18 protein-coding genes are annotated in these 19,810 nt (G+C 66.1%); 10 read left to right on the forward strand and 8 right to left on the reverse strand.

What is annotated here, in order from left to right:
- Positions 1-41: 41 nt before the first annotated feature.
- Both BRADO_RS00105 and BRADO_RS00110 read right to left on the reverse strand, forming a co-directional pair.
- The gene (locus BRADO_RS00105) at positions 42-719 is read right to left on the reverse strand and encodes an HAD hydrolase-like protein (protein WP_011923296.1); all 678 of its coding nucleotides are present in this window, start codon (positions 717-719) and stop codon (positions 42-44) included.
- A gap of 90 nt (positions 720-809) precedes the next feature.
- Positions 810-1,607 carry an ornithine carbamoyltransferase gene (locus tag BRADO_RS00110; RefSeq protein ID WP_011923297.1) on the reverse strand — a complete coding sequence of 266 codons (798 nt, stop codon included), beginning with the start codon at positions 1,605-1,607 and terminating at the stop codon, positions 810-812.
- A gap of 197 nt (positions 1,608-1,804) precedes the next feature.
- Between BRADO_RS00110 and BRADO_RS00115 the strand changes: the two genes are divergently transcribed.
- Positions 1,805-2,893 (forward strand): mandelate racemase/muconate lactonizing enzyme family protein, encoded by a 1,089-nt coding sequence (locus tag BRADO_RS00115; protein WP_011923298.1) that lies wholly within the window; start codon positions 1,805-1,807, stop codon positions 2,891-2,893.
- A 28-nt stretch (positions 2,894-2,921) separates the two neighbouring features.
- Here BRADO_RS00115 and BRADO_RS00120 read toward each other — a convergent pair whose 3' ends face one another.
- Both BRADO_RS00120 and BRADO_RS00125 read right to left on the reverse strand, forming a co-directional pair.
- Positions 2,922-3,551 carry a glutathione S-transferase family protein gene (locus tag BRADO_RS00120; protein WP_011923299.1) on the reverse strand — a complete coding sequence of 210 codons (630 nt, stop codon included), beginning with the start codon at positions 3,549-3,551 and terminating at the stop codon, positions 2,922-2,924.
- Positions 3,552-3,674: 123 nt separating this feature from the next.
- Positions 3,675-4,259, reverse strand: coding sequence for a phytanoyl-CoA dioxygenase family protein (locus tag BRADO_RS00125; protein ID WP_244422942.1), 585 nt, complete (start codon positions 4,257-4,259; stop codon positions 3,675-3,677).
- Positions 4,260-4,522: 263 nt separating this feature from the next.
- Here BRADO_RS00125 and BRADO_RS00130 point away from each other — a divergent pair, with 263 nt between their 5' ends.
- Positions 4,523-6,676, forward strand: coding sequence for a SulP family inorganic anion transporter (locus tag BRADO_RS00130; RefSeq protein WP_244422943.1), 2,154 nt, complete (start codon positions 4,523-4,525; stop codon positions 6,674-6,676).
- A 133-nt stretch (positions 6,677-6,809) separates the two neighbouring features.
- The gene (locus BRADO_RS00135; protein ID WP_041755921.1) at positions 6,810-7,415 is read left to right on the forward strand and encodes a hypothetical protein; all 606 of its coding nucleotides are present in this window, start codon (positions 6,810-6,812) and stop codon (positions 7,413-7,415) included.
- Between the two features lie 18 nt (positions 7,416-7,433).
- On the opposite strand, the gene BRADO_RS00140 is transcribed toward BRADO_RS00135, so the two are convergent.
- On the reverse strand, positions 7,434-8,927 hold the full coding sequence (locus BRADO_RS00140; RefSeq protein WP_011923303.1) for an NAD-dependent succinate-semialdehyde dehydrogenase: 1,494 nt from the start codon (positions 8,925-8,927) through the stop codon (positions 7,434-7,436).
- Positions 8,928-9,086: 159 nt separating this feature from the next.
- Positions 9,087-9,407, reverse strand: a complete 321-nt coding sequence (locus tag BRADO_RS00145) for a hypothetical protein (protein WP_011923304.1) — start codon at positions 9,405-9,407, stop codon at positions 9,087-9,089.
- Between the two features lie 342 nt (positions 9,408-9,749).
- Between BRADO_RS00145 and BRADO_RS00150 the strand changes: the two genes are divergently transcribed.
- Positions 9,750-10,943, forward strand: a complete 1,194-nt coding sequence (locus tag BRADO_RS00150) for a serine hydrolase (protein ID WP_011923305.1) — start codon at positions 9,750-9,752, stop codon at positions 10,941-10,943.
- A 312-nt stretch (positions 10,944-11,255) separates the two neighbouring features.
- Here BRADO_RS00150 and BRADO_RS00155 read toward each other — a convergent pair whose 3' ends face one another.
- The gene (locus tag BRADO_RS00155) at positions 11,256-12,257 is read right to left on the reverse strand and encodes an adenosine kinase (RefSeq protein ID WP_011923306.1); all 1,002 of its coding nucleotides are present in this window, start codon (positions 12,255-12,257) and stop codon (positions 11,256-11,258) included.
- A gap of 70 nt (positions 12,258-12,327) precedes the next feature.
- Between BRADO_RS00155 and murJ the strand changes: the two genes are divergently transcribed.
- The 4 genes from murJ (at position 12,328) to BRADO_RS00175 (ending at position 16,398) form a co-directional block, all read left to right on the forward strand.
- Positions 12,328-13,902 carry a murein biosynthesis integral membrane protein MurJ gene (murJ, locus tag BRADO_RS00160; protein WP_011923307.1) on the forward strand — a complete coding sequence of 525 codons (1,575 nt, stop codon included), beginning with the start codon at positions 12,328-12,330 and terminating at the stop codon, positions 13,900-13,902.
- A 49-nt stretch (positions 13,903-13,951) separates the two neighbouring features.
- Positions 13,952-15,004 carry a tryptophan--tRNA ligase gene (gene trpS / locus BRADO_RS00165; RefSeq protein WP_011923308.1) on the forward strand — a complete coding sequence of 351 codons (1,053 nt, stop codon included), beginning with the start codon at positions 13,952-13,954 and terminating at the stop codon, positions 15,002-15,004.
- A gap of 221 nt (positions 15,005-15,225) precedes the next feature.
- Positions 15,226-15,720, forward strand: coding sequence for a universal stress protein (locus BRADO_RS00170; protein WP_011923309.1), 495 nt, complete (start codon positions 15,226-15,228; stop codon positions 15,718-15,720).
- Between the two features lie 108 nt (positions 15,721-15,828).
- Entirely contained in the window at positions 15,829-16,398 is a 570-nt protein-coding gene (locus BRADO_RS00175; protein WP_011923310.1) for a NifU family protein, read from the forward strand.
- A gap of 273 nt (positions 16,399-16,671) precedes the next feature.
- Here BRADO_RS00175 and BRADO_RS00180 read toward each other — a convergent pair whose 3' ends face one another.
- Entirely contained in the window at positions 16,672-18,354 is a 1,683-nt protein-coding gene (locus BRADO_RS00180) for a PAS domain-containing methyl-accepting chemotaxis protein (protein WP_011923311.1), read from the reverse strand.
- Between the two features lie 251 nt (positions 18,355-18,605).
- Here BRADO_RS00180 and tsaB point away from each other — a divergent pair, with 251 nt between their 5' ends.
- Together tsaB and rimI are read left to right on the forward strand one after the other, a co-directional pair.
- Positions 18,606-19,307, forward strand: a complete 702-nt coding sequence (tsaB, locus tag BRADO_RS00185) for a tRNA (adenosine(37)-N6)-threonylcarbamoyltransferase complex dimerization subunit type 1 TsaB (RefSeq protein WP_011923312.1) — start codon at positions 18,606-18,608, stop codon at positions 19,305-19,307.
- Positions 19,304-19,786, forward strand: coding sequence for a ribosomal protein S18-alanine N-acetyltransferase (rimI, locus tag BRADO_RS00190; RefSeq protein ID WP_011923313.1), 483 nt, complete (start codon positions 19,304-19,306; stop codon positions 19,784-19,786). Before tsaB ends, rimI begins: the two co-directional genes overlap by 4 nt.
- Positions 19,787-19,810 lie beyond the last annotated feature (24 nt).

Raw genomic sequence — 19,810 nt, forward strand, 5'->3', positions numbered from 1 at the left:
CCGGTTCCGGTGCAAGATTGGCCACGCACAGGGCCGACCGGCTATCTCTTCAACATCGTCACCACCGCTGCCGCCAGATCGGAGGGACTTTCCACCAGACGGCCTGCACCGGAGGTTTCCAACTCCTCCCGACCGCCATAACCCCAGAGCACGCCGAGGCTGCGCATGCCCACGGCGTGCGCGCCGGCGATGTCATGACGACGGTCGCCGACCATCACGCCATGCGCGGCGGTGATACTCCGCTTCATGAGAATATGCGCGAGCAACTCGGGCTTGTGATCGAGCTCGCCTGAAGGCACCGAGCCATGAATGGCTTGGAAGTACGACGCCAGATCGAGATGCTCCAGGATACGGCGCGCGAACAGCTCGCGCTTCGACGTCGCGAGATAGATCCGCAACCCGGCGCGATGCATCTCCTGCAGCGCCTCGCGAATGCCGGGATAGAGCGAGCAGTCGAACAGACCGATATCACCATAATGCCGGCGATAGACCAGGACGGCTTCGTCGACACGGTCGCCGCCAACACGGTCGCCATGAGCCTGCAGCAGCTCGCGCATCATGTCCTGCAAGGGCGGACCGATGAAGGCCGTGATATCCAGTGCTTGATCAGGCGCATGACCGAGCGACCGCAACGCCGCCAGCGCGCTCGCGGCGATGCCGGGGCGCGAGTCGATCAGAGTGCCGTCGAGGTCGAGCAGGACTGCGTGAACGTGGGACATGACCGAGCATAGCGCCCGGCCAGGGGCGCCGCAAACGCCGATGCGCCCGACCGTCGTATCAACCCCATGCAGGACGCTTCAGTCTCTGCATCAGGGCCTGCCGAACACCCATTCGAGCGCGGCATTCTGCGCGTGCAACACGAACGCCTTCGACTGCACCGCGCGACAGGCGCGATGCCGCATCGCGTCGTCAGAAACCTCGTGCCCACGTGTCACGGGCGGGCAAGGCAGGAACTCCAGATCCGGCCGCAGGCCATCCAACAGCGCGGCCGTGATCTGATAGTCCTGCAGGACGCTCGCCTCCTCTTCGATCGGCCAGCAATCCGTGATGATCACGTCGGCGGCCTGCAACGCGTCGAGATCGGTCGTGACGTGGAAGCGCGGCGACTCGCCCTGCGCATGCCAGCGCGCTGGGTAGACCTGAACGACATCGATCGGAAGGATCTGCGCAGCCTCGATCCACGAGCCCAGGATGTTCGCGGCCGGCGCCACCACGGCGATCTTCAATCCGTCGATCGCGCCGCGCCGATGCCACAGGAAGGCGAGGTCACCGAGCGTCTCACAGGGATGGTTCTGCCGCGTCCGCGCGTTGACCACCGGCGCCTGCGCCCAGTGGGACAAGGCATAGAGCAGCTCCAGCTCGGGCGTACGGCAGACCACCGCATCGAACCAGTTGTCGAGATAGGCGGCGAGATCCTCCACCGCTTCCGTGGCATTGAGGCGGATCGGCGCGTGCACGCAGAGGCCGCCCATCGCTTGCACGCCGAGATCGAAGGCGGTGGTGTTGCGCCAGCCACCATCATCGACCACGAGCGCGATGCGCCGGTCGGCGAGCGCTTGCGGCATGGTGCGCGCCCGCCAGCAGACTGCAAGTTCCTGCGCACGCATCAGCATGCCTTGGATATCGGAACCATCGAGGTCACTGAGGGCCAGGATGTCACGATCGCCCGTCATGCGCGCTCACCACGTCCAGGGATCACGCAGATCGATCTCCAAGCCCTCTCGTCCGCCATGCGCCGTCCGCAATTGCCCTCGCAACAGCAGCAGCATAACCTTCGCCAAAAATCCAGGGAAGGAACTGCGCCATGGCACAGATCGCCGCGATCGAGACCGGCCTCTACCGCATTCCGCTCAGCGTCACGCTGACCGACAGCACGCATGGCGAGATGACGGCGTTCGAGCTGATCACCTGCCGCGTGCGCGATGCCGATGGCGCCGAGGGCACAGGCTACACCTACACGGTGGGCCGCAACGGCTATGCGGTGGCCGACATCTGCAGGCGCGAGATCCCTGATCTCGTCGCGGGTCACGAGGCCGACGACACCGAGGCGATCTGGCACCGCGTGTGGTGGGGCCTGCATTATGGCGGCCGCGGCGGACCGGTGGTGCTGGCACTCTCGGCGCTCGACATCGCGCTGTGGGACCTGAAGGCGCGGCGGGCCGGCCTGCCGCTGTTCCGCCTGCTGGGCGGCTATGACAGAAGCGTGCCGTGCTATGCCGGCGGCATCGACCTCGATCTCTCTGTGGACGCGCTGCTGAAGCAAACCGACGACAATCTCGCCAGGGGCTTCCGCGCGATCAAGATGAAAGTGGGACGGCCCGACCTTGGCGGCGACGTCGCGCGCGTCCGGGCGATGCGCCAACATCTCGGCGACGGCTTTCCGCTGATGGCCGATGCCAACATGAAATGGACCATCGAGGAGGCGATCCGCGCCGCGCGCGCCCTGCAGCCGTTCGACCTCACCTGGCTGGAGGAGCCAACCATTCCCGACGACGTTGCCGGCCATGCGCGCATCCTGGCCGCCGGTGGCGTGCCAATCGCGGCCGGCGAAAACCTGCGCTCGCTGTGGGATTTCAAGACCTACATCGCCGCCGGCGCCGTCTCCTATCCCGAGCCCGACGTGACCAATTGCGGCGGCGTGACATCGTTCATGAAGATCGCGCGGCTGGCCGAGGCGTTCAACCTGCCGGTCACGAGCCACGGCGCGCATGACGTCACCGTGCATCTGCTGGCGGCGTGCCCCAACCGCTCGTTCCTCGAAGCCCACGGCTTCGGCCTCGACCGCTACATCGAGCATCCGCTGGTGCTGGAGAACGGCATGGCGCTCGCGCCGGCGCGGCCGGGCCATGGCATGACCTTCGACTGGAAGGGACTTGCGACGCTCGCCGGGTGAGCCGAAGCGGAGCGCGCGGCGCAGCAGGTCAGGCCTTCGCACTCGGACGGCGCGACACGTCGTCGTACCATCGCCCGAGATGACGGAGATGATCCGGCGGATCGAGCTTGGCGCGAATCGCGAAGTCCACCGTCACCATGGCGCTGATGTCGGCGATCGTGAAAGCGGTGCCGCAGACGAAGGGGTGATCGGCCAGTCGCGCGTCGAGCCACGCAAAATAGTGAGCGGCGCGCAGACGGCCCCGCTCGGCGAGCGCCGGGATCTGCGCGAGCGGCAGCGGGCCGGGCAAAGCGCGCTGCTCGAGCCCCGGCAGATTGTTTCGGAACGCTTCCTGAATGGCGTAGATGCCGTCCCATTCGATGCGGCGGACCCAGCATTCGATCACGGCGCGCTCCTCCGCATTGCGCCCCATCAGAGCGGGATCGGGATGCAGCTCCTCGATGTAGCGGCAGATCGCGATGATGTCGGTGATGGCGGCGCCGCTGTCGAGCTGCAGGACCGGAACGGTGCATTGCGGATTCAGCGCGCGAAATTCCGGCCGAAACTGCTCGCCGGCACGCAAGTCGACCTGAACGGTCGGAATCGTGATGCCCTTCTCCGCAAGGAAGATGCGTACGCGGCGCGGGCTCGGCGCGGTCGGCGAATCGTACAGCTTCATGAGCGTTCTCTCGCTGGAGTGATCGGGCTGGAAAGCGCGCATGAGGGCGCGACGGCGCGGCTATTCCGCGCCGAAAAGGTCGTCCTGATCCATCCGCACCGCGCGCAGAGCGCGCGTCCGCCGCTATTCCTCCTGCTGAGTGGCAACGGCGTAGGTGATCAGCAGCGAGCGGCGGCGGGCGCCGCTTCGGTTGCGCGTGGCACCATGGAGCAGGTTGATGTCGAACAGCAGGATATCGCCGGCGTCGCCTGTCGTGACGAACGGAGCCGCCTGCGCATCATCTGCATCGTGGCGATGCGTGCCCGGGGCGACTTGCGTTGCGCCATTGTCGGACCCGAATGGATCGAGAAAGGCCAGCGCGGACACTGCCTCGCTGCGCGGCCGGTCGACGCCGTCGCGATGCAGCGGCTGCTGGCCACCATCGGCGAGCGGCTCGCGGCCCTCGACCTGGCCGAGGAAGAACGGCTCCCTCAGGATGTGATGCACGGCGGCGAGCAGCGAAGGCAGCCGGCAGACACGCTGCACGCTGGCGTCGAGATCGACCATCGCGTGGCGCCAGTCGCGACCGCGCGGCACCGGCCATTGCTCCGACGGCACCGTCCCCGCCTCGAACGCGGCGCGCAGCGGCCGCAGCCAGCCGGCCGGGATCGCGCCGCGCAGCAGCAGATAGCCCTCCGCATCGAGGCGGCGCGCCTCGGCTTCGGGCAACTCGGCTATGCATGTGCGGGTCGAGGACGGGATCATGTTCCCTGGCACACTCTCAAGTGTCGTTGCCGCGCCGGCACATCTTCAACGAAGGATCTGCCGCCCGCAAGCGCCTGTCGCATGCCGGCGAGAACGATGCCCATGTCACAAATTTGCACTTGCGCGACGCGGGCGCGGGCCGCACGAGTGAGCCATTGGTTAGAGGCATATTCGACGTGAACAAGACCCTGACGGCCGGTCGCGCCGATCCCATCTTGCGACGCGGTATGGATGATATTCTGGGCGGTTCGGCCGCCAGCGTCCTGACCGTCACGTACGGCCTGTCCTATTCGCTGCTGATCTTCGCCGGACCGCTCGCGCCCTATCTCGGCCAGGGCATCGGGATCACCTTCATGGTCTCGGCGGTGATGGCGCTGGTGCTGGGACTCGGCAGTTCGCTGCCGTTTGCGATCGGCGCGCCCGACAGCTCGACGGCAGCCGTCACGGCCATCCTGGCGTCGTCGCTGGCCGAGCGCATCATCACCGCCGATCCCGGCGCGTCGCCGTTCATGCCGGTCGTCATCACGCTCGGGCTGACCAGCCTCGTCACCGGCCTCGTGCTGTGGATCTGCGGCATCAACCGGCTCGGACGCACGATCCGCTACGTGCCCTATCCCGTGGTCGGCGGCTTCCTCGGCGCCACCGGCGCGCTGATCGTGATCGGCGCGATCGGGGTGATCACCGGGCACCGGCTGCAGCTCTCGACCCTGCCCGCATTCGGCAACGCGCAGACCAGCTATGAGCTCGCCGCCGCCGCGGCGATGGCGATGCTGCTCTATCTGACCTGGCACCGGTCACGCAATCCGTTCGGCCTGCCCGTGATCCTGGTCAGCGGCACGATCGCGGCTCATCTCGGGTTCTGGCTGTGCGGCATTACGCCCGCCGAGGCGCAGGCGACGGGCTGGACTTTCCAGCCGCCGCCACAAGTCGCGCTGGTGTGGCCCTGGACGGCGGATGCGCTCGGCGCCTATCCGTGGGCGGCGCTGTCCGACCTGTCGGGCAATATCGTCGCCGTGATCTTCGTCACCGCGGCGAGCACGCTGTTCAACACCGCGGGGATCGAGGTCGCGACCCATCGCGAAGCCGATGTCGAGCGCGAGCTCGCGGTCACCGGCGTCGCCAACGCGCTTGCCGGCGTCCTCGGCGGCTACACCGGCTGCATCTCCATCAGCCGCTCCGTGCTCAACGTCAAGGCCGGCGGCACCGGCCGGATCTCCGGCCTCACCGTCGCAGCCATCTCGGCGCTGATGCTCGCGCTGTCGCAGCCGCTGCTCGGTTACATGCCGAAATTCGTGCTCGGCGGCCTGCTGCTCTATCTCGGCGCGGACACGCTGCACAAATGGGCCGTACAGTCGCGCCGGCGACTCTCGAAGACCGACTACGCTTCGCTGCTGCTGATCATCGCGATCATCCTGCAATGGGGCTTCATCGCCGGAATCCTGATCGGCGTCGTCATCGGCTGCGCCGCGTTCGCGCTGAGCGCCTCGCGCATCAGCGCCGTCAAATATGGGTTCGACGGCAGTGAATATCGCTCATCGCTCGATCGATCGCGCGATCATCAGGCGCTGCTGATGGCGCAGGGACGCGAGATCCAGGGACTGAGCCTGCAGAGCTATCTGTTCTTCGGTTCGGCGAACCGGCTCTATCAGCAGGTCAAGCTGCTGTTATCACGCCGCGCGGAATGCCGCTTCCTGGTGTTCGACTTCAAGCTCGTGACCGGCATCGATTCCTCCGCCGCCTACAGCTTCGCGCAGATCAAGCGGCTCGCGCTGGAGCGCGACGTCAAGCTGGTGCTCGTGCACCTGCCGCGCGCCGTCGAACGCACGCTGCGCGCCAGCGAATTCATCAGCAAGGACGTGCTGATCGCGCCCGAGCTCGATCATGCGCTGGAATGGTGCGAGAACACGATCATCCAAAGCCACCACGAGCATGCCCAGGACGAGGCGTCGCTGCGCGACTGGTTCGCGCGCATCCTCGGCAGCGACGACGAGGCGGACGAACTGATGAGCCGGTGTATCCGGCTCGACGTCGGTGCCGGGACCACGGTGGTGCGCGCCGGCGAGCCGGCCGCCTCGATGCACTTCATCCTCGACGGCCGCGTGGGGATCATGGTGCCGGCGGAGCATGGCGGCACGACCCGGGTGCGCAGTCTCGGCCGCTACACGACGATCGGGGAGATGGGGCTGATCGCGCAGACCCCGCGCAGCGCCACCATCCAGGCCGAGACCGACAGCGTGCTCTACGAGCTCACCATCGCGCAATTCGACGCGATCTCGCGCGAGCACCCGGCACTGGCGCAGAAGCTGTTGACCTATTTCATGACGATCATGGCGGAGCGACTGAGCTTCGCCAACCGCACCATCGCCGTGCTGCGACGTTAGGTCACCGCGCCGACCGGGGGGCCGGGACGGCTATTAATCTCCTGGTAACCGGTCGGGCGTACGCCTCGACCAGACATTGTTCGCAACGATCGGAAACATGAAGAAAGGGGGCGTTCGCGCTCCAGTCACGCCCATGGCCGTCGTCTCCAGCACGAGCTACATTTCTCCCGCCAGCGAGCGGATGTATCGCCAGAGCAACCTGCTCGGCGAATGGAAGGGCACGTGGACGGCCAGCGGCCAGGCGGTGAGCTTCAAGGTCGTCAACATCCGCGGCGCGGCGGCGACGGTGGAATACACCCACAACGGCCGCACCGAGCGCGGCATCGGCCAGGTCAACGGCTCGACCATCGACTTCGGCGCGGTCACGCTCGGCACCAAGAACGGGAAGACGGCGGTGCTGCTGTTTTCGGCCGGCGGCGGCAAGGCCACGGCGGTCCTCGACAAGCAGGCGCCTCCCGCCGAACAGAACAACCTGGTCGGCAGCTGGGCCGGCTATTCCGGCGACAACGGCATGGCCGCGAGCTTCCGCGTGCTGTCGGTCAGCGGCAAGGAGGCGCAGGTCAGCGTCACCAACAACGGCGTCACGCGCACCGGCACCGGCCTCGTCTTCAACAACGTCGTCATGTTCGAGCAGTCGCAGATCTCGACCACCGACGGCAAGACCGGGACGGTCATCTACCAGCTCGGCAACAAGTCCTACTCGGTCCCGGTGAGCAAGCTGACGCCGATCACGGCCTGAGCCGTCGGCTGGCCGGGCTCAGACCCCGGCCATCATCACATACTTGATCTCGAGATATTCCTCGATGCCGTGATGGGAGCCTTCGCGCCCGAGGCCGCTTTCCTTGACGCCGCCGAACGGGGCGACCTCTGTCGTGATCAGGCCGGTGTTGACGCCGACCATGCCCGACTCCAGTGCCTCGGCGACGCGCCAGACGCGGCCGAGATCGCGGGCGTAAAAATACGATGCCAAGCCGAAGGGCGAGGCGTTGCACATCGCGATCACGTCGGCCTCGTCCTTGAACCGGATCACGGGCGCAAGCGGACCGAACGTCTCCTCATGGGCGACGAGCGCATCCGCCTTGACATCGCGAAGCACGGTCGGCTCGAAGAAGGTGCGGCCGAGCGCGTGGCGCTTGCCGCCGGTGACGATCTTGGCGCCGCCTTTGACCGCATCGGCGATGTGGCGCTCGACCTTCTCGACCGCATCCTCGTTGATCAGCGGGCCCTGCGTCACGCCGGCCTCGGTGCCCTCGCCGATCTTCATCGCCGCGACCTTGGCCGCCAGCTTATCGACGAAGGCGTCGTAGATGCCATCCTGGGCGTAGAGGCGGTTGGCACAGACGCAGGTCTGGCCCATGTTGCGATATTTCGAGACGATGGCGCCTTCGACGGCCGCATCGACATCGGCATCGTCGAACACCACGAATGGCGCGTTGCCCCCGAGCTCGAGACCGAGCTTCTTCACCGTGCCCGCCGACTGGCGGTACAGGATCTTGCCGACCTCGGTCGAGCCGGTGAAGCCGACGAAGCGCACGGCCGGATGCTCGCACAGCACTTTGCCGATCGGTGGCGCATCGCCCGTGACGATGTTGAGCGCGCCCTTCGGAATTCCGGCGCGCTCGGCCAGCACGGCGAGCGCCAGCGCCGAGAGCGGCGTCTCATTGGCCGGCTTCAGCACCACGGTGCAGCCGGCGGCGAGTGCCGGGGAGACCTTGCGGGTGATCATCGAGTTCGGGAAATTCCACGGCGTGATCGCGCCACAGACGCCGATCGGCTGCTTCAACGCCAAGAGGCGCGCGTCCGGCTTCTGCGTCGGAATGGTCTCGCCATAGACGCGGCGCGCCTCCTCGGCGAAGAACTCGATATAGGCGGCGCCGATGTCGACCTCGCCGAGCGCTTCCGCAAGCGGCTTGCCCTGCTCAGAGGTCAGGATCAGCGCGAGGTCCTCGCGGTTCGCAATGATCAGCTCGAACCATTTGCGCAGGATATTGGAACGTTGCTTGGCGGTCTGCTTGGCCCAGAGCGGGAAGGCGCGCGCGGCGGCCTCGACCGCCTGCGTCGTTTCCGCTGCGCCCAGCTGCGCGATCCTGGCGAGCTCGGCGCCTGTGGCGGGATTGTTCACCGCGAACTCCGGCGTACCGACCCAGGCGCCGTCGATGTAGCACTGCTCGCGCAGCAGCGACGGGTCCTTCAGGCGGTCGCGCAGGCTGGAAGCGGCATCGGACGCGCGTGCGGCGGCGGGCGGGGTCATCGGGCATCTCCTCGAAGCGTCGGTATCTTGCTCCGAATATAGCCCTCGCGCGGCGCAGGCGCACCGTGTGTGCGCCTCACGAACGGTACATTCGATCGCCCCAACCGTGCCTTGGCGGCACCAAATGCGGTGCGCGCGGTGGCCCCGTCGTGAACGGTGTCAGGCCGCGCCGCTCATATAGGTCTCTCGCCGGCCGATCATGCGCTCGGCCGCTGCCTTGGCATCGGCCTTGGTCGAGGTCGCGCACGTCCGGTATTCCAGATCCGGCAGGCTGGCGGGATCGCGGCGGCCGAACCAGGATTTCTGACCGACCGGCAGCAGCGCCAGCGCCTGCGCCACGTTGTCGACCGCTCCGAACGAATACAGCGCCCCTGTCGCGGCGATGCGCACCTCATAGATCCCCGGGGTGATCGGTGCCTCGATATTGTCACCACGACCCGGGCGGGGATACCGCTTCCATTCGCTCCACTTTGAAATCATATCGCCCCCATGGCGGACGTTGCCGCCAAAATCATACCATCGGCTCGAAAAAGCCGGTTGTTGAACCCTTTAATGCAAAAATAGTTGCAACTCACAACAGTCCGAAGCCCGTGGTGGGAACATGGCGCCCATGTGACGGACTCGCGGCTTGATGGAACTAATCATGATTCTCTGAACATTTTGAAGCGCTGTGGCGCCCCGGCCCCCGTTCTCCCGCCCGTTATCGTTCGCGCCGCATCATCACGAGATCGCGACCACCTGCGTCCGCAGGGCGTCTTGCCGCCCGGATCGCCCCGGGGAACAATCGGGCACCGCCAGACAAGAGCGGGACGGAGGAAACCCATGCACAACAAGACCGACATCGATGGCGTGCTGCGTCAGAAGGCGGACGCACGCGAGATTCCAGGCGTCGTCGCCATCGCGGCGGATAGCAAAGGCGTGATCTATGAGGGCGCCTTCGGCAAGCGCGACCTCGGCCGCGACGACGCCATGACCACCGACAGCGTGTTCTGGATCGCCTCGATGACCAAGGCGATCACCTGCGCCGCCGGCATGCAGCTGGTCGAGCAGGGCACGCTGTCGCTGGACGCGCCGATCGGCGATGTGCTGCCGGATCTCGCCGCGCCGAAGGTGCTCGACGGCTTCGACGCGAACGGCGAGCCGATCCTACGTCCCGCGAAGACCGCGATCACGCTACGCCATCTCATGACCCACACCGCCGGCTTCTGCTACGACATGTGGAACGGCGACATGGCGGCCTATGTGCAGAAGGCCGGTACGCCCGGGATCATCACCTGCAAGAACGACGCGCTGAAGCTGCCGTTGGCGTCCGATCCCGGCACGCGCTGGGAATATGGCATCAACATCGACTTCGTCGGCAAGGCGGTGGAGGCCGCGAGCGGTCAGAAGTTGGATACATATCTGCGCGACAATCTGTTCGCGCCGCTCGGCATGGACGACACCGGCTTCAAGCTCGGCGCCTCGCAGCGCGCGCGCCTCGTCGGGATGCATGCCCGCGGTGAGGATGGCAGCCTGGCGCCCATTCCGTTCGAGATCGAGCAGGAGCCTGAATTCCATATGGGCGGGGGCGGCCTTTACGGCACGGCCGGCGACTACATCCGTTTCACCCGGATGATCCTCAACAACGGCCGGGGCAACGGCCACCAGGTGCTCAAGCCCGAGACCGTGGCGGCGATGCGCGACAATCACATCGGCGAGCTCGAGATGACGAAGATGGCCGCCGCCGTGCCCGGCGTCACCAACGACGTCGACCTCTATCCCGACATCGTGAAGAAATGGGGCCTGAGCTTCATGATCACGACGGCGCAGACCGCCGAGGGCCGTAGCGCCGGCAGCCTCGCCTGGGCCGGCCTCGCCAACACCTACTACTGGATCGACCCGGCGCGCGACGTCACCGGCGTGATCCTGATGCAGCTGTTGCCGTTCGCGGACCGGCTCTGTCTTGAGACGTTCGCGGGCTTCGAGCGCGGCGTCTATGCCGGGCTGGACGCGGCCGGCGGCAAGAAGGCGGCGTGATGAGGTGAGGGGGTGCGGAGGCGATTGAGCGCGACGATCAAGCGTGTTCGATCGTCCAGCGATCCGAACTCATCAAAAGCCTTGTTGGCGTACGACATGCCCGCAGCACGATCGATGCGCTCCCTCTCCCCGTTCTTACGGGGAGAGGATCGGGTTGAGAAGCAGCCGCGCAGGAAACATTCGTGGAGGGACCTGGACCCTCTCACCAGGATCGCATCTGACGATGCGATCCGACCTCTCCCCGCAAGCGGGGCGAGGTAAGAGGCACCGAGCGAGCTGGATCAGTTAGTCTGACGCAGTCCTCGGCTCTGACTACACCTTCAGCCGGTTCTGCGCGGCCAGCTCCTTCAGCGACACCTGCGGCCGTGCGCCGATGTGCTGGATCACCTCGGCCGCGGCCAGGCCGCCGAGCTTGCCGGCGATCTCGTAGCCGGTCTTGCGCACCAGGCCGAACAGGAAGCCCGCGGCAAATAGATCACCGGCGCCGGTGGTATCGACCAGCGTCTTGATCGGATGCGCCGGCACCGCGATCACGCCGTCGTTCGAGACCACGACGCAGCCCTTGTCGCTGCGCGTGACGATGCCGAGCGTGGCGTCCTCACGCAGCTGCTTCAGCGCGCCGTCAAAATCTGAGGTCTGGTACAACGAATGCAGCTCAGCCTCGTTGGCAAACACGAGATCGACGGTGCCGCCGCGCATCAGGTCAAGGAACTCCTCGCGATAGCGGTCGACGCAGAACGCATCCGACAAGGTCAGCGCGACCTCGCGTCCCGCATCATGCGCGATCGTCGCCGCCTTCACAAACGCATCCTTGGCGTCCTTGGGATCCCACAAATAACCCTCAAGATAGACGATGCGCGCCGCCGCAATCTGCGCGGGATCGATGTCGGCGACCGTGAGGTTCTGCGCCGCGCCGAGATAGGTATTCATGGTGCGCTCGCCGTCCGGCGTGACGATGATGTAGGAGCAGCCTGTGGCCGGGCCGTCGGTCGCGGGCGCCGTCTCGAAGGCGACGCCGGCCGCACGGATGTCGTGGGTGTACATTTTGCCGATCTGGTCGCCCTTGACCTTGCCCACATAGGCAGCACGCGCGCCGAGGCTGGCCAGGCCGACGATGGTATTGGCCCCGGAGCCGCCCGACATCTCGGTCGCCGGGCCCATATCCGCATAAATCGCCGCCGCACGCGCCTCGTCGATCAGCGCCATGCCGCCTTTGGTCATGCCGTGCTTGGCGAGGAAGGCCTCATCGGCCTGCACCAGCACGTCGAAAATCGCGTTGCCGATCCCGAGAACATCGTATTTCGCGTCAGTCATTCACTGGCCCCGTTTACGGCGTTTTGCAAACGCTGCGGCCTATCACAAGCGGCGCTGCTATAGAAGCCTCATGATCCGATCATTCGTGACCGTGTTGTCAGGAACACTCAGCTCGCGCCTGCTCGGCTTCGGCAGAGATGCGCTGATCGCCGCGCTGCTCGGCGCGGGACCGGTTGCCGATGCGTTTCTCGCGGCGTTTCAGCTCGTCAACGTCATCAGGCGGCTGCTGACGGAGGGCGCGCTCAACGCCGCGCTGGTGCCGGCCTGGCTGCGAATATACCAGTCGGCCGGGCCGAACGGGGCGGCTGCCTTCGCCGGCCGCGTGCTCGGAACGGTCAGCGCGGGCCTGTGTGCGGCGTCGCTCGCGCTTGCTGTGCTGATGCCGTTCACGATGACGGTGCTTGCGCCCGGCTTTTCCGGTGACGAGACGCTGACCATGGCCGTGAACGATGCGCGGTTGATGCTGCCTTATCTCGCCTTCGCCGGTCCTTCCACGGTGCTGCTCGCGCTGTCGAGCGCCCGCGGACGTTTCGCGCTGGCCGCCTTTGCGCCGCTGCTGTTCAACGTTGCGCTGATCGCCGTGACGATGGTGCTGCTGCTGCAACAGCCGGATCCCGCACGCGCCGCCGTGCTGCTCGCGGCCACGATCGGCGCCGCCGGCCTGGTGCAACTCATGATGCTGGCGCAGCGCGGAGACAGGAGCCGCGTCGCCTCGCCGGTTCGGATCTCGATGGATGCCGCGATGCGCGGCTTCTTCGCCCGCGCGCTGCCCGGCATGGTGGCGAGCGCAGGGCCGCAGTTGCTGGCCGTCGGCGCCGCGATCATCGCCTCCGCGACTCCGTCCGCCGTGTCGTGGCTGTATTTCGCCAATCGCCTCATCGAGCTGCCGCTCGGCCTGGTCGGGGTTGCGATGGGGACGGTGCTGGTGCCTGAGCTGACGCGCGCGCTGCATGCCGGCAACGACGCGGCGCTCTCCGAGGTACAATCGCGCGGGCTGGAGTTGACGATGGGCCTTGCGCTGCCGGCAACGCTCGGACTGATGATTCTGAACGCGCCGATCGTTGGTTTGCTGTTCGAACATGGCGCGTTCGGCGCCGATGACGCCGCAGCGACGGCACAGGTGCTGACGTGGCTCGCGGCCGCCCTGCCGGCGCAGGTGCTGACCAAGGCGCTGCAGCCGGCGTTCTTCGCGCGCGAGGACACGACGACGCCGCTGCGCGCGACCTTGATCGGCTGCGGCGTGGCGATCGCGCTGGCATTCCTGCTCGGTCAGATCTTTTCGGCAAGCGGGATCGCCGCCGGTCTTGCGCTCGGCGCCTGGGCCAACGCGATCGTGCTGCTGCGGCGTGGCGCGGCGAGCTTCGGTTTCGCGATCTCCAGCGCAACGCGGCGCCGGCTGCCGCGCATCGCGCTCGCTGCCATCGTGATGGCAGCGGCGCTCTGGGTGGTCGCCGCCGGCACCGTTCGGGTCACGGTCGGCAGTCACGCCGGCACCGCACTTCTGCTCGCCGGCCTGATCGGCGGCGCCATCATCCTCTACGCTGCGTTGCTCGTGGCGCTCGGGGTCGTCGACTGGCGGCAGTCGCTGCGGGCCATCCGGCAGAGATCCGCTCGCGACCTGCCCGCTGGCGACTTGCACGTTTGAGGCGCCCGTGCCAAACGACGCAGCAAATCCATCATCTGGAACAGCGACCATGGCCTTCGTGGAACGGGTTTTCTCCGGCGTTCAGCCGACCGGCAACCTGCATCTCGGCAACTATCTCGGCGCGATCGTCAACTTCGTGAAGATGCAGGAGACGCACAACTGCATCTATTGCGTCGTCGACATGCACGCGATCACGATGCCGATCGACGTTTGGGGCGGTCCGGCCGAGCTCGCGCGCAACACCCGCGAGGTCACCGCGGCTTTCATCGCCGCCGGCATCGACCCGAAGAAGCACATCGTTTTCAACCAGAGCCAGGTCTCCGGCCATGCCGAGCTTGCCTGGATCTTCAATTGCGTGGCGCGCATCGGCTGGCTGAACCGCATGACGCAGTTCAAGGAGAAGGCCGGCAAGGATCGTGAGAACGCATCGGTCGGCCTGTACGACTATCCGGTGCTGATGGCGGCCGACATCCTGCTGTATCGCGCGACCCATGTTCCGGTCGGCGAGGACCAGAAGCAGCATCTCGAGCTCTCGCGCGACATCGCCCAGAAGTTCAACAATGATTTCGGCGACTCGATCCGGGCGCAGGGTTTTGGCGACGGTCTGTTCTTTCCGCTGCCGGAGCCGTTCATCACCGGTCCCGCGACGCGCGTGATGTCGCTGCGCGACGGCACCAAAAAGATGTCGAAGTCCGATGCGTCGGACTATTCGCGCATCAACTTGACCGACGACGCCGACACCATCGCGCAGAAGGTCCGCAAGGCCAAAACCGACCCGGAACCGCTGCCGAGCGAGGAGAAGGGGCTGGATACGCGTCCCGAGGCCGACAACCTGGTCGGCATCTATGCGGCGCTGTCGGATCGCAGCAAGGCGGACGTGCTCAGGGAGTTCGGCGGCGGCCAGTTCTCAAGCTTCAAGAACGCGCTGGTCGAGCTGTGCGTCACCAAGCTCGGTCCGATCGCCGCCGAGATGAAGCGCCTGACGGCCGATCCCGGCTATGTCGATTCCGTGCTGGTCGACGGCGGCGAACGCGCCCAGGCGATCGCCGCGGAGACGATGAAGACCGCCAAGGACATCGTCGGCTTCATCCGCAAGGCCTGAGCTCCCGTAGCCCGGATGAGCGAAGCGACATCCGGGTTCACACGAACTGCATGCTTGAACCCGGATGTCGCTTCGCTCATCCGGGCTACGAGACCACCGGCGTTCGTCTGGAGCGCAAGCGCCCGCGTCCGTCAGATGGAACCCGCGGGCCCTCTCCCCAATCAAGACGGGCTGTGGCAGCATCGCGCCCCGATCGACGCGCAACGGCAGGCGGGACCACCATGGCGGCGCAGCGGCAGAGCTATCAGACCGGCCACGCGCCGAAATGCCTGGTCGTGGTCGACGAGAGCGCCGAATGGGACCGTGCGATCCGTTATGCCGGGCGCTGGGCGGTGCGCGGCGGCGGCCACATCGTCATGCTGCACATCATTGAGACCGAGGACCAGAACCAGCAATGGCTGGGGGTCGCCGACCTGATGCGCGCGGAGGCGCAGGACGAGGCCAATGCCGCGCTCGATGAGGCGGCGGCGATGCTGGCCAACATCGGCGCTGCCACGCCGGAACGGGTGATCCGCGAGGGGGAGCCAACAACGCAGATCCTGGCAACGATCGAGCATGACAACGATATCGCGCTGCTGGTGCTGGCCGCGCATGCCGGCCCCGAAGGCCCGGGACCGCTGGTCACCCATGTCATCAAGACCGTCGGCGCCTTCCCGATCCCGCTGGTGATCGTCCCCGGCGATCTGAGCGACGCCGATATCGACGCGCTTTCATAGGGTTAAGCCCATAATGCGGGCGACACCCTCTTGATCGTGCGCGTCTCCTCGCCATCTGCTATGACGACACCACAGGCCGGCCTTGAACCGGCGCTGCCGGAGAAAACCATGTTCATCCAAACCGAAGCCACCCCTAATCCCGCCACCTTGAAGTTCATCCCGGGCCGCGTCGTGCTGCCGGCCGGCACGATGGAGTTCGCGAGCCGCGACGCCGCCGCGCGCTCCCCGCTGGCCGAACGCCTGTTCGCCGTCGACGGTGTGACGGGCGTGTTCTACGGCGCCGACTTCATCACCGTGACCAAGAGCGACGGCGAATGGCAGCACCTCAAGCCGGCCATCCTCGGCGCCATCATGGAGCACTACATGTCGGGCGCGCCGCTGCTCGCCGATGGCAGCGCCGCCAACGACGCCTCCGCTGACGAGGACGACGAGTTCTTCGACGAGGCCGACACCGAGACCGTCGGCATGATCAAGGATCTGATCGAGAGCCGCGTCCGTCCGGCGGTCGCCAATGACGGCGGCGACATCACCTTCCGCGGCTTCAAGGACGGCATCGTCTATCTCAACATGAAGGGCGCCTGCTCCGGCTGCCCGTCATCGACGGCGACCCTGCAGCATGGCATCCAGAACCTGCTGAAGCACTTCGTGCCGGAAGTGGTCGAAGTCCGGCCAATGTGAAACGAAGCGGGTAGCGGACGGAGATTTTTCATTCGCCGCTCGGCGATCGCTATCCGCTCTCTCGCCTTTAGGCTCTGGCACATCGAAACCGGGACTGTTGCGCCCCGGAATCCCGCCTGCGAGCTTACTCCGTCGTGCCCGGGCTCGTCCCGGGCATCCACGTCGTTCCCAGCATGCCGGACGACGTGGATGGCCGGGAGAAGCCCGGCCATGACGACGTGGTGAAAGGCGAATGCGAGACAGCGACCGTCGGATGCGATAGCCCTGCTCTCCTCAGGCCGCCTTGCCGATGGTGGCGGCTTCCGCGGCTGCCTGGCGCATGTTCGACGACATCTCGCTGGTGACCGCGCTCTGCTCGCCGACCGCCTGGGCCGTCGACGAGACATAGGCGTCGACGCTCTGGATCGCGGCCTTGATGGCGTCGAGCGCGCCGACGACGTCGGATGAGATGCCGTTGAGATTGCCGATCTCGCTGCCGATGCGGTCCGTCGCCTGCTTGGCCTGATTGGCGAGGTTCTTCACCTCGCCGGCGACCACTGCGAAGCCCCGCCCAGCCTCGCCGGCACGCGCCGATTCGATCGTGGCATTGAGCGCGAGCAGATTGATCTGGCCGGTGATGCTGCCGATCAGCTCGACGATGCTGCTCATCGCGCCGGCCGCCGACGACAGCCGCTTGGCCTGCTGGTCCGCATCGTCGACGCGCGTCACGGCGGCGGTCGCCGTCTCCTTCGACTTGGCCATGGCGTCGGCGATCTGCTGCACCGATGAATTGAGCTGCTCGGCACCGGCCGCGACATGCTCCATCATGCCGCGCACCTTGTCGCCCTTCATCCGGGTGATCACCTGCGCGGTCACGTCGCTCGCGAATTTCACGATCTTGAACGGCTTGCCGTTGAGATCCTTGATCGGATTGTAGGTCGCCTGGATCCACACCTGACGGCCGCCCTTGCCGGCGCGCTCATACTCGCCGCTCTGAAACTCGCCGCGCGCCAGCGCGGCCCAGAACTCGCGGTACTCAGAGCTCTCGCCTGCACCCGGCGGCATGAACATCCGGTGATGCCTGCCTTTGATGTCGGCGAGCGTGTAGCCGAGCGTCTTGAGGAAGTTGTCGTTGGCGTCGAGCACATGGCCATTCATGTCGAACTCGATCACCGCCTGGGACTTGCGGATCGCCGCGATCTGGCCGGCGAAGTCGGCCGCCATCAGCTTCTGCTGCGTGACGTCGGAGGCGTATTTCACGACCTTGAACGGCCGCCCGGTGTCGTCGAGGATCGGATTGTAGGAGGCAAGAATCCAGACCTCCCTGTTGTCCTTGCCGCAACGCTTGTACTCGCCCGAGCGAGGTTCACCGCGGTTGAGGCTTGCCCAGAACTCCTTGTAGGCCACGCTGTCGCGCTCGTGCGGGAGCACGAACATGCTATGGTGCCGGCCCTTGATCTCGCCGAGCGTATAGCCCATCGCGCCGAGGAATTGATCGTTGGCATCGATGATCGTTCCATCGAGATTGAACTCGATCACCGCCTGCACACGTCCGATCGCGGCGATCTTGCCGGCATCCTCGATGCTGCGCATCTTCTGCGCCGTGATGTCGGAGGCAAACTTGATGATCTTCACCGGCGTGCCGCCATCGAGCACCGGATTGTAGCTCGCCTGGATCCACACCGGCCGCTCGCCTTTGCCGAAGCGCTTGTACTCGCCTGAGCGGAACTTGCCGCGCTTGAGGTCGGACCAGAACGCCTTGTACTCGGCACTCTCACGCAGCTGCGGCGCGACGAACATGCGGTGGTGCCTGCCCTTGATCTCGTCGAGCGCGTAGCCCATCGCATCGAGAAAGTTCTTGTTGGCGGTGATGATCGTTCCGTCGATGCCGAATTCGATCACGGCCTGGGAGCGATTGATCGCCTCGACCTGGGCCAATGCATCGCGTGATGCCGAGCTGCCTGACCAGAATGACATGGAAGATCCTCTTCTCGGGACGTGGGGCGACGCCTGCTTCGGCAGGGAGCATCAGCCGGAGCGACATATGCAGGGGACAACTCCCACACGCCCGGAAAGATTTGCTTAAATGATCGGAAATTCAGTAGTTTACCTGCCTGCTGGTTGCCGCGTGATGCGTTTTTCCTGATCAGGATGTAAGAAGACGGCAACCGACTTTATCAAAGTACCCAAAAAGGTATTCCGCGCTCCCTCACTGCGAACCTGACCGGATGTTGATCCTCGCCATCGATACTGCCCTCGACCATTGCGCCGCCGGCGTTCTCAATACTGATTCGGCCGAGATGATCGCCCAGGACACACTGCCCATGAAGCGGGGCCACGCCGAGGCGTTGATGCCGCTGCTCGCGCGCGTGATGCAGCAATCCGGCATCGGCTTTCCCGAGCTCGACCGGATCGCCGTCACCACCGGCCCTGGCAGTTTCACGGGACTGCGGGTCGGGCTCTCCGCGGCGCGCGGCATCGGCCTTGCCGCTCACAAGCCCGTCGTCGGTGTCACGACGCTCTCGGCCTATGCGGCGCCGGTCGTCGGCGAAGACCGCGATCATCCGGTGATCTCGGCCATCGATGCCCGGCACGATCATGTCTACTACCAAGTCGTGAGCGGCAGCGGCGAGGCGCTGGTTGCGCCGCAGGTCGCTGCGATCGACGACGTGCTGGTGGCCGCGCGCTTCGGTGCGCCGCATCTCGTCGGCAATGCCGCGTCGGTGCTGGCCGAGCGTTGGCGTGCTTCGGATCCCGCGCCGGTCGCGGTCGATGTATCGGCCGGTCCCGATATCATGTGGGTCGCCTGGCTCGGCGCGGCGGCGGATCCTGCCCTCGCGCCAGCACGGCCGTTCTATCTGCGCGCGCCCGACGTCAAGCCGCCGGCGCAGGCAGCTCTTGATCCGGTCAAGACGGCCTCCTCGCAATGAACATGTTCTTCCGCTGGCTCGGCCGCACCAAACCATCGATCGAGGCCGCCACTGCGCGCGACGCCGACAGGCTCGCTTCGATTCACGCCGCGTCGTTCCACCGCGGCTGGGGCGAAGGCGAGTTCGAGGTCATGCTGGCCGAACGCAACACGGTGATCCACCGTTTGCAACTCGGTCGCAAACTCATTGGCTTCATCGTCTCGCGCATCGGTGCCGACGAGGCCGAGATTTTGTCGGTTGCGCTTGACCCAAATCAGCGCGGTCGCGGCCTTTCTCGTGATTTGTTGCTGACACATCTCGGACATCTGGCAGGTCGCGGCGTTCGCACGGTTTTTCTCGAAGTCGAGGAGAACAACCAGCCGGCGCGCCGGCTGTATGAACGCGCCGGTTTCGCCATCGTCGGCCGCCGGGAACGCTATTACCTGCAGCCTGGCGGGGAACAGTTGAACGCGCTTCTGATGCGCCGGGACTTGTCGTAACCTGCGCTTGGTGGCAGAAAGCGC

This window comes from Bradyrhizobium sp. ORS 278, assembly GCF_000026145.1.
GTDB lineage: Bacteria > Pseudomonadota > Alphaproteobacteria > Rhizobiales > Xanthobacteraceae > Bradyrhizobium.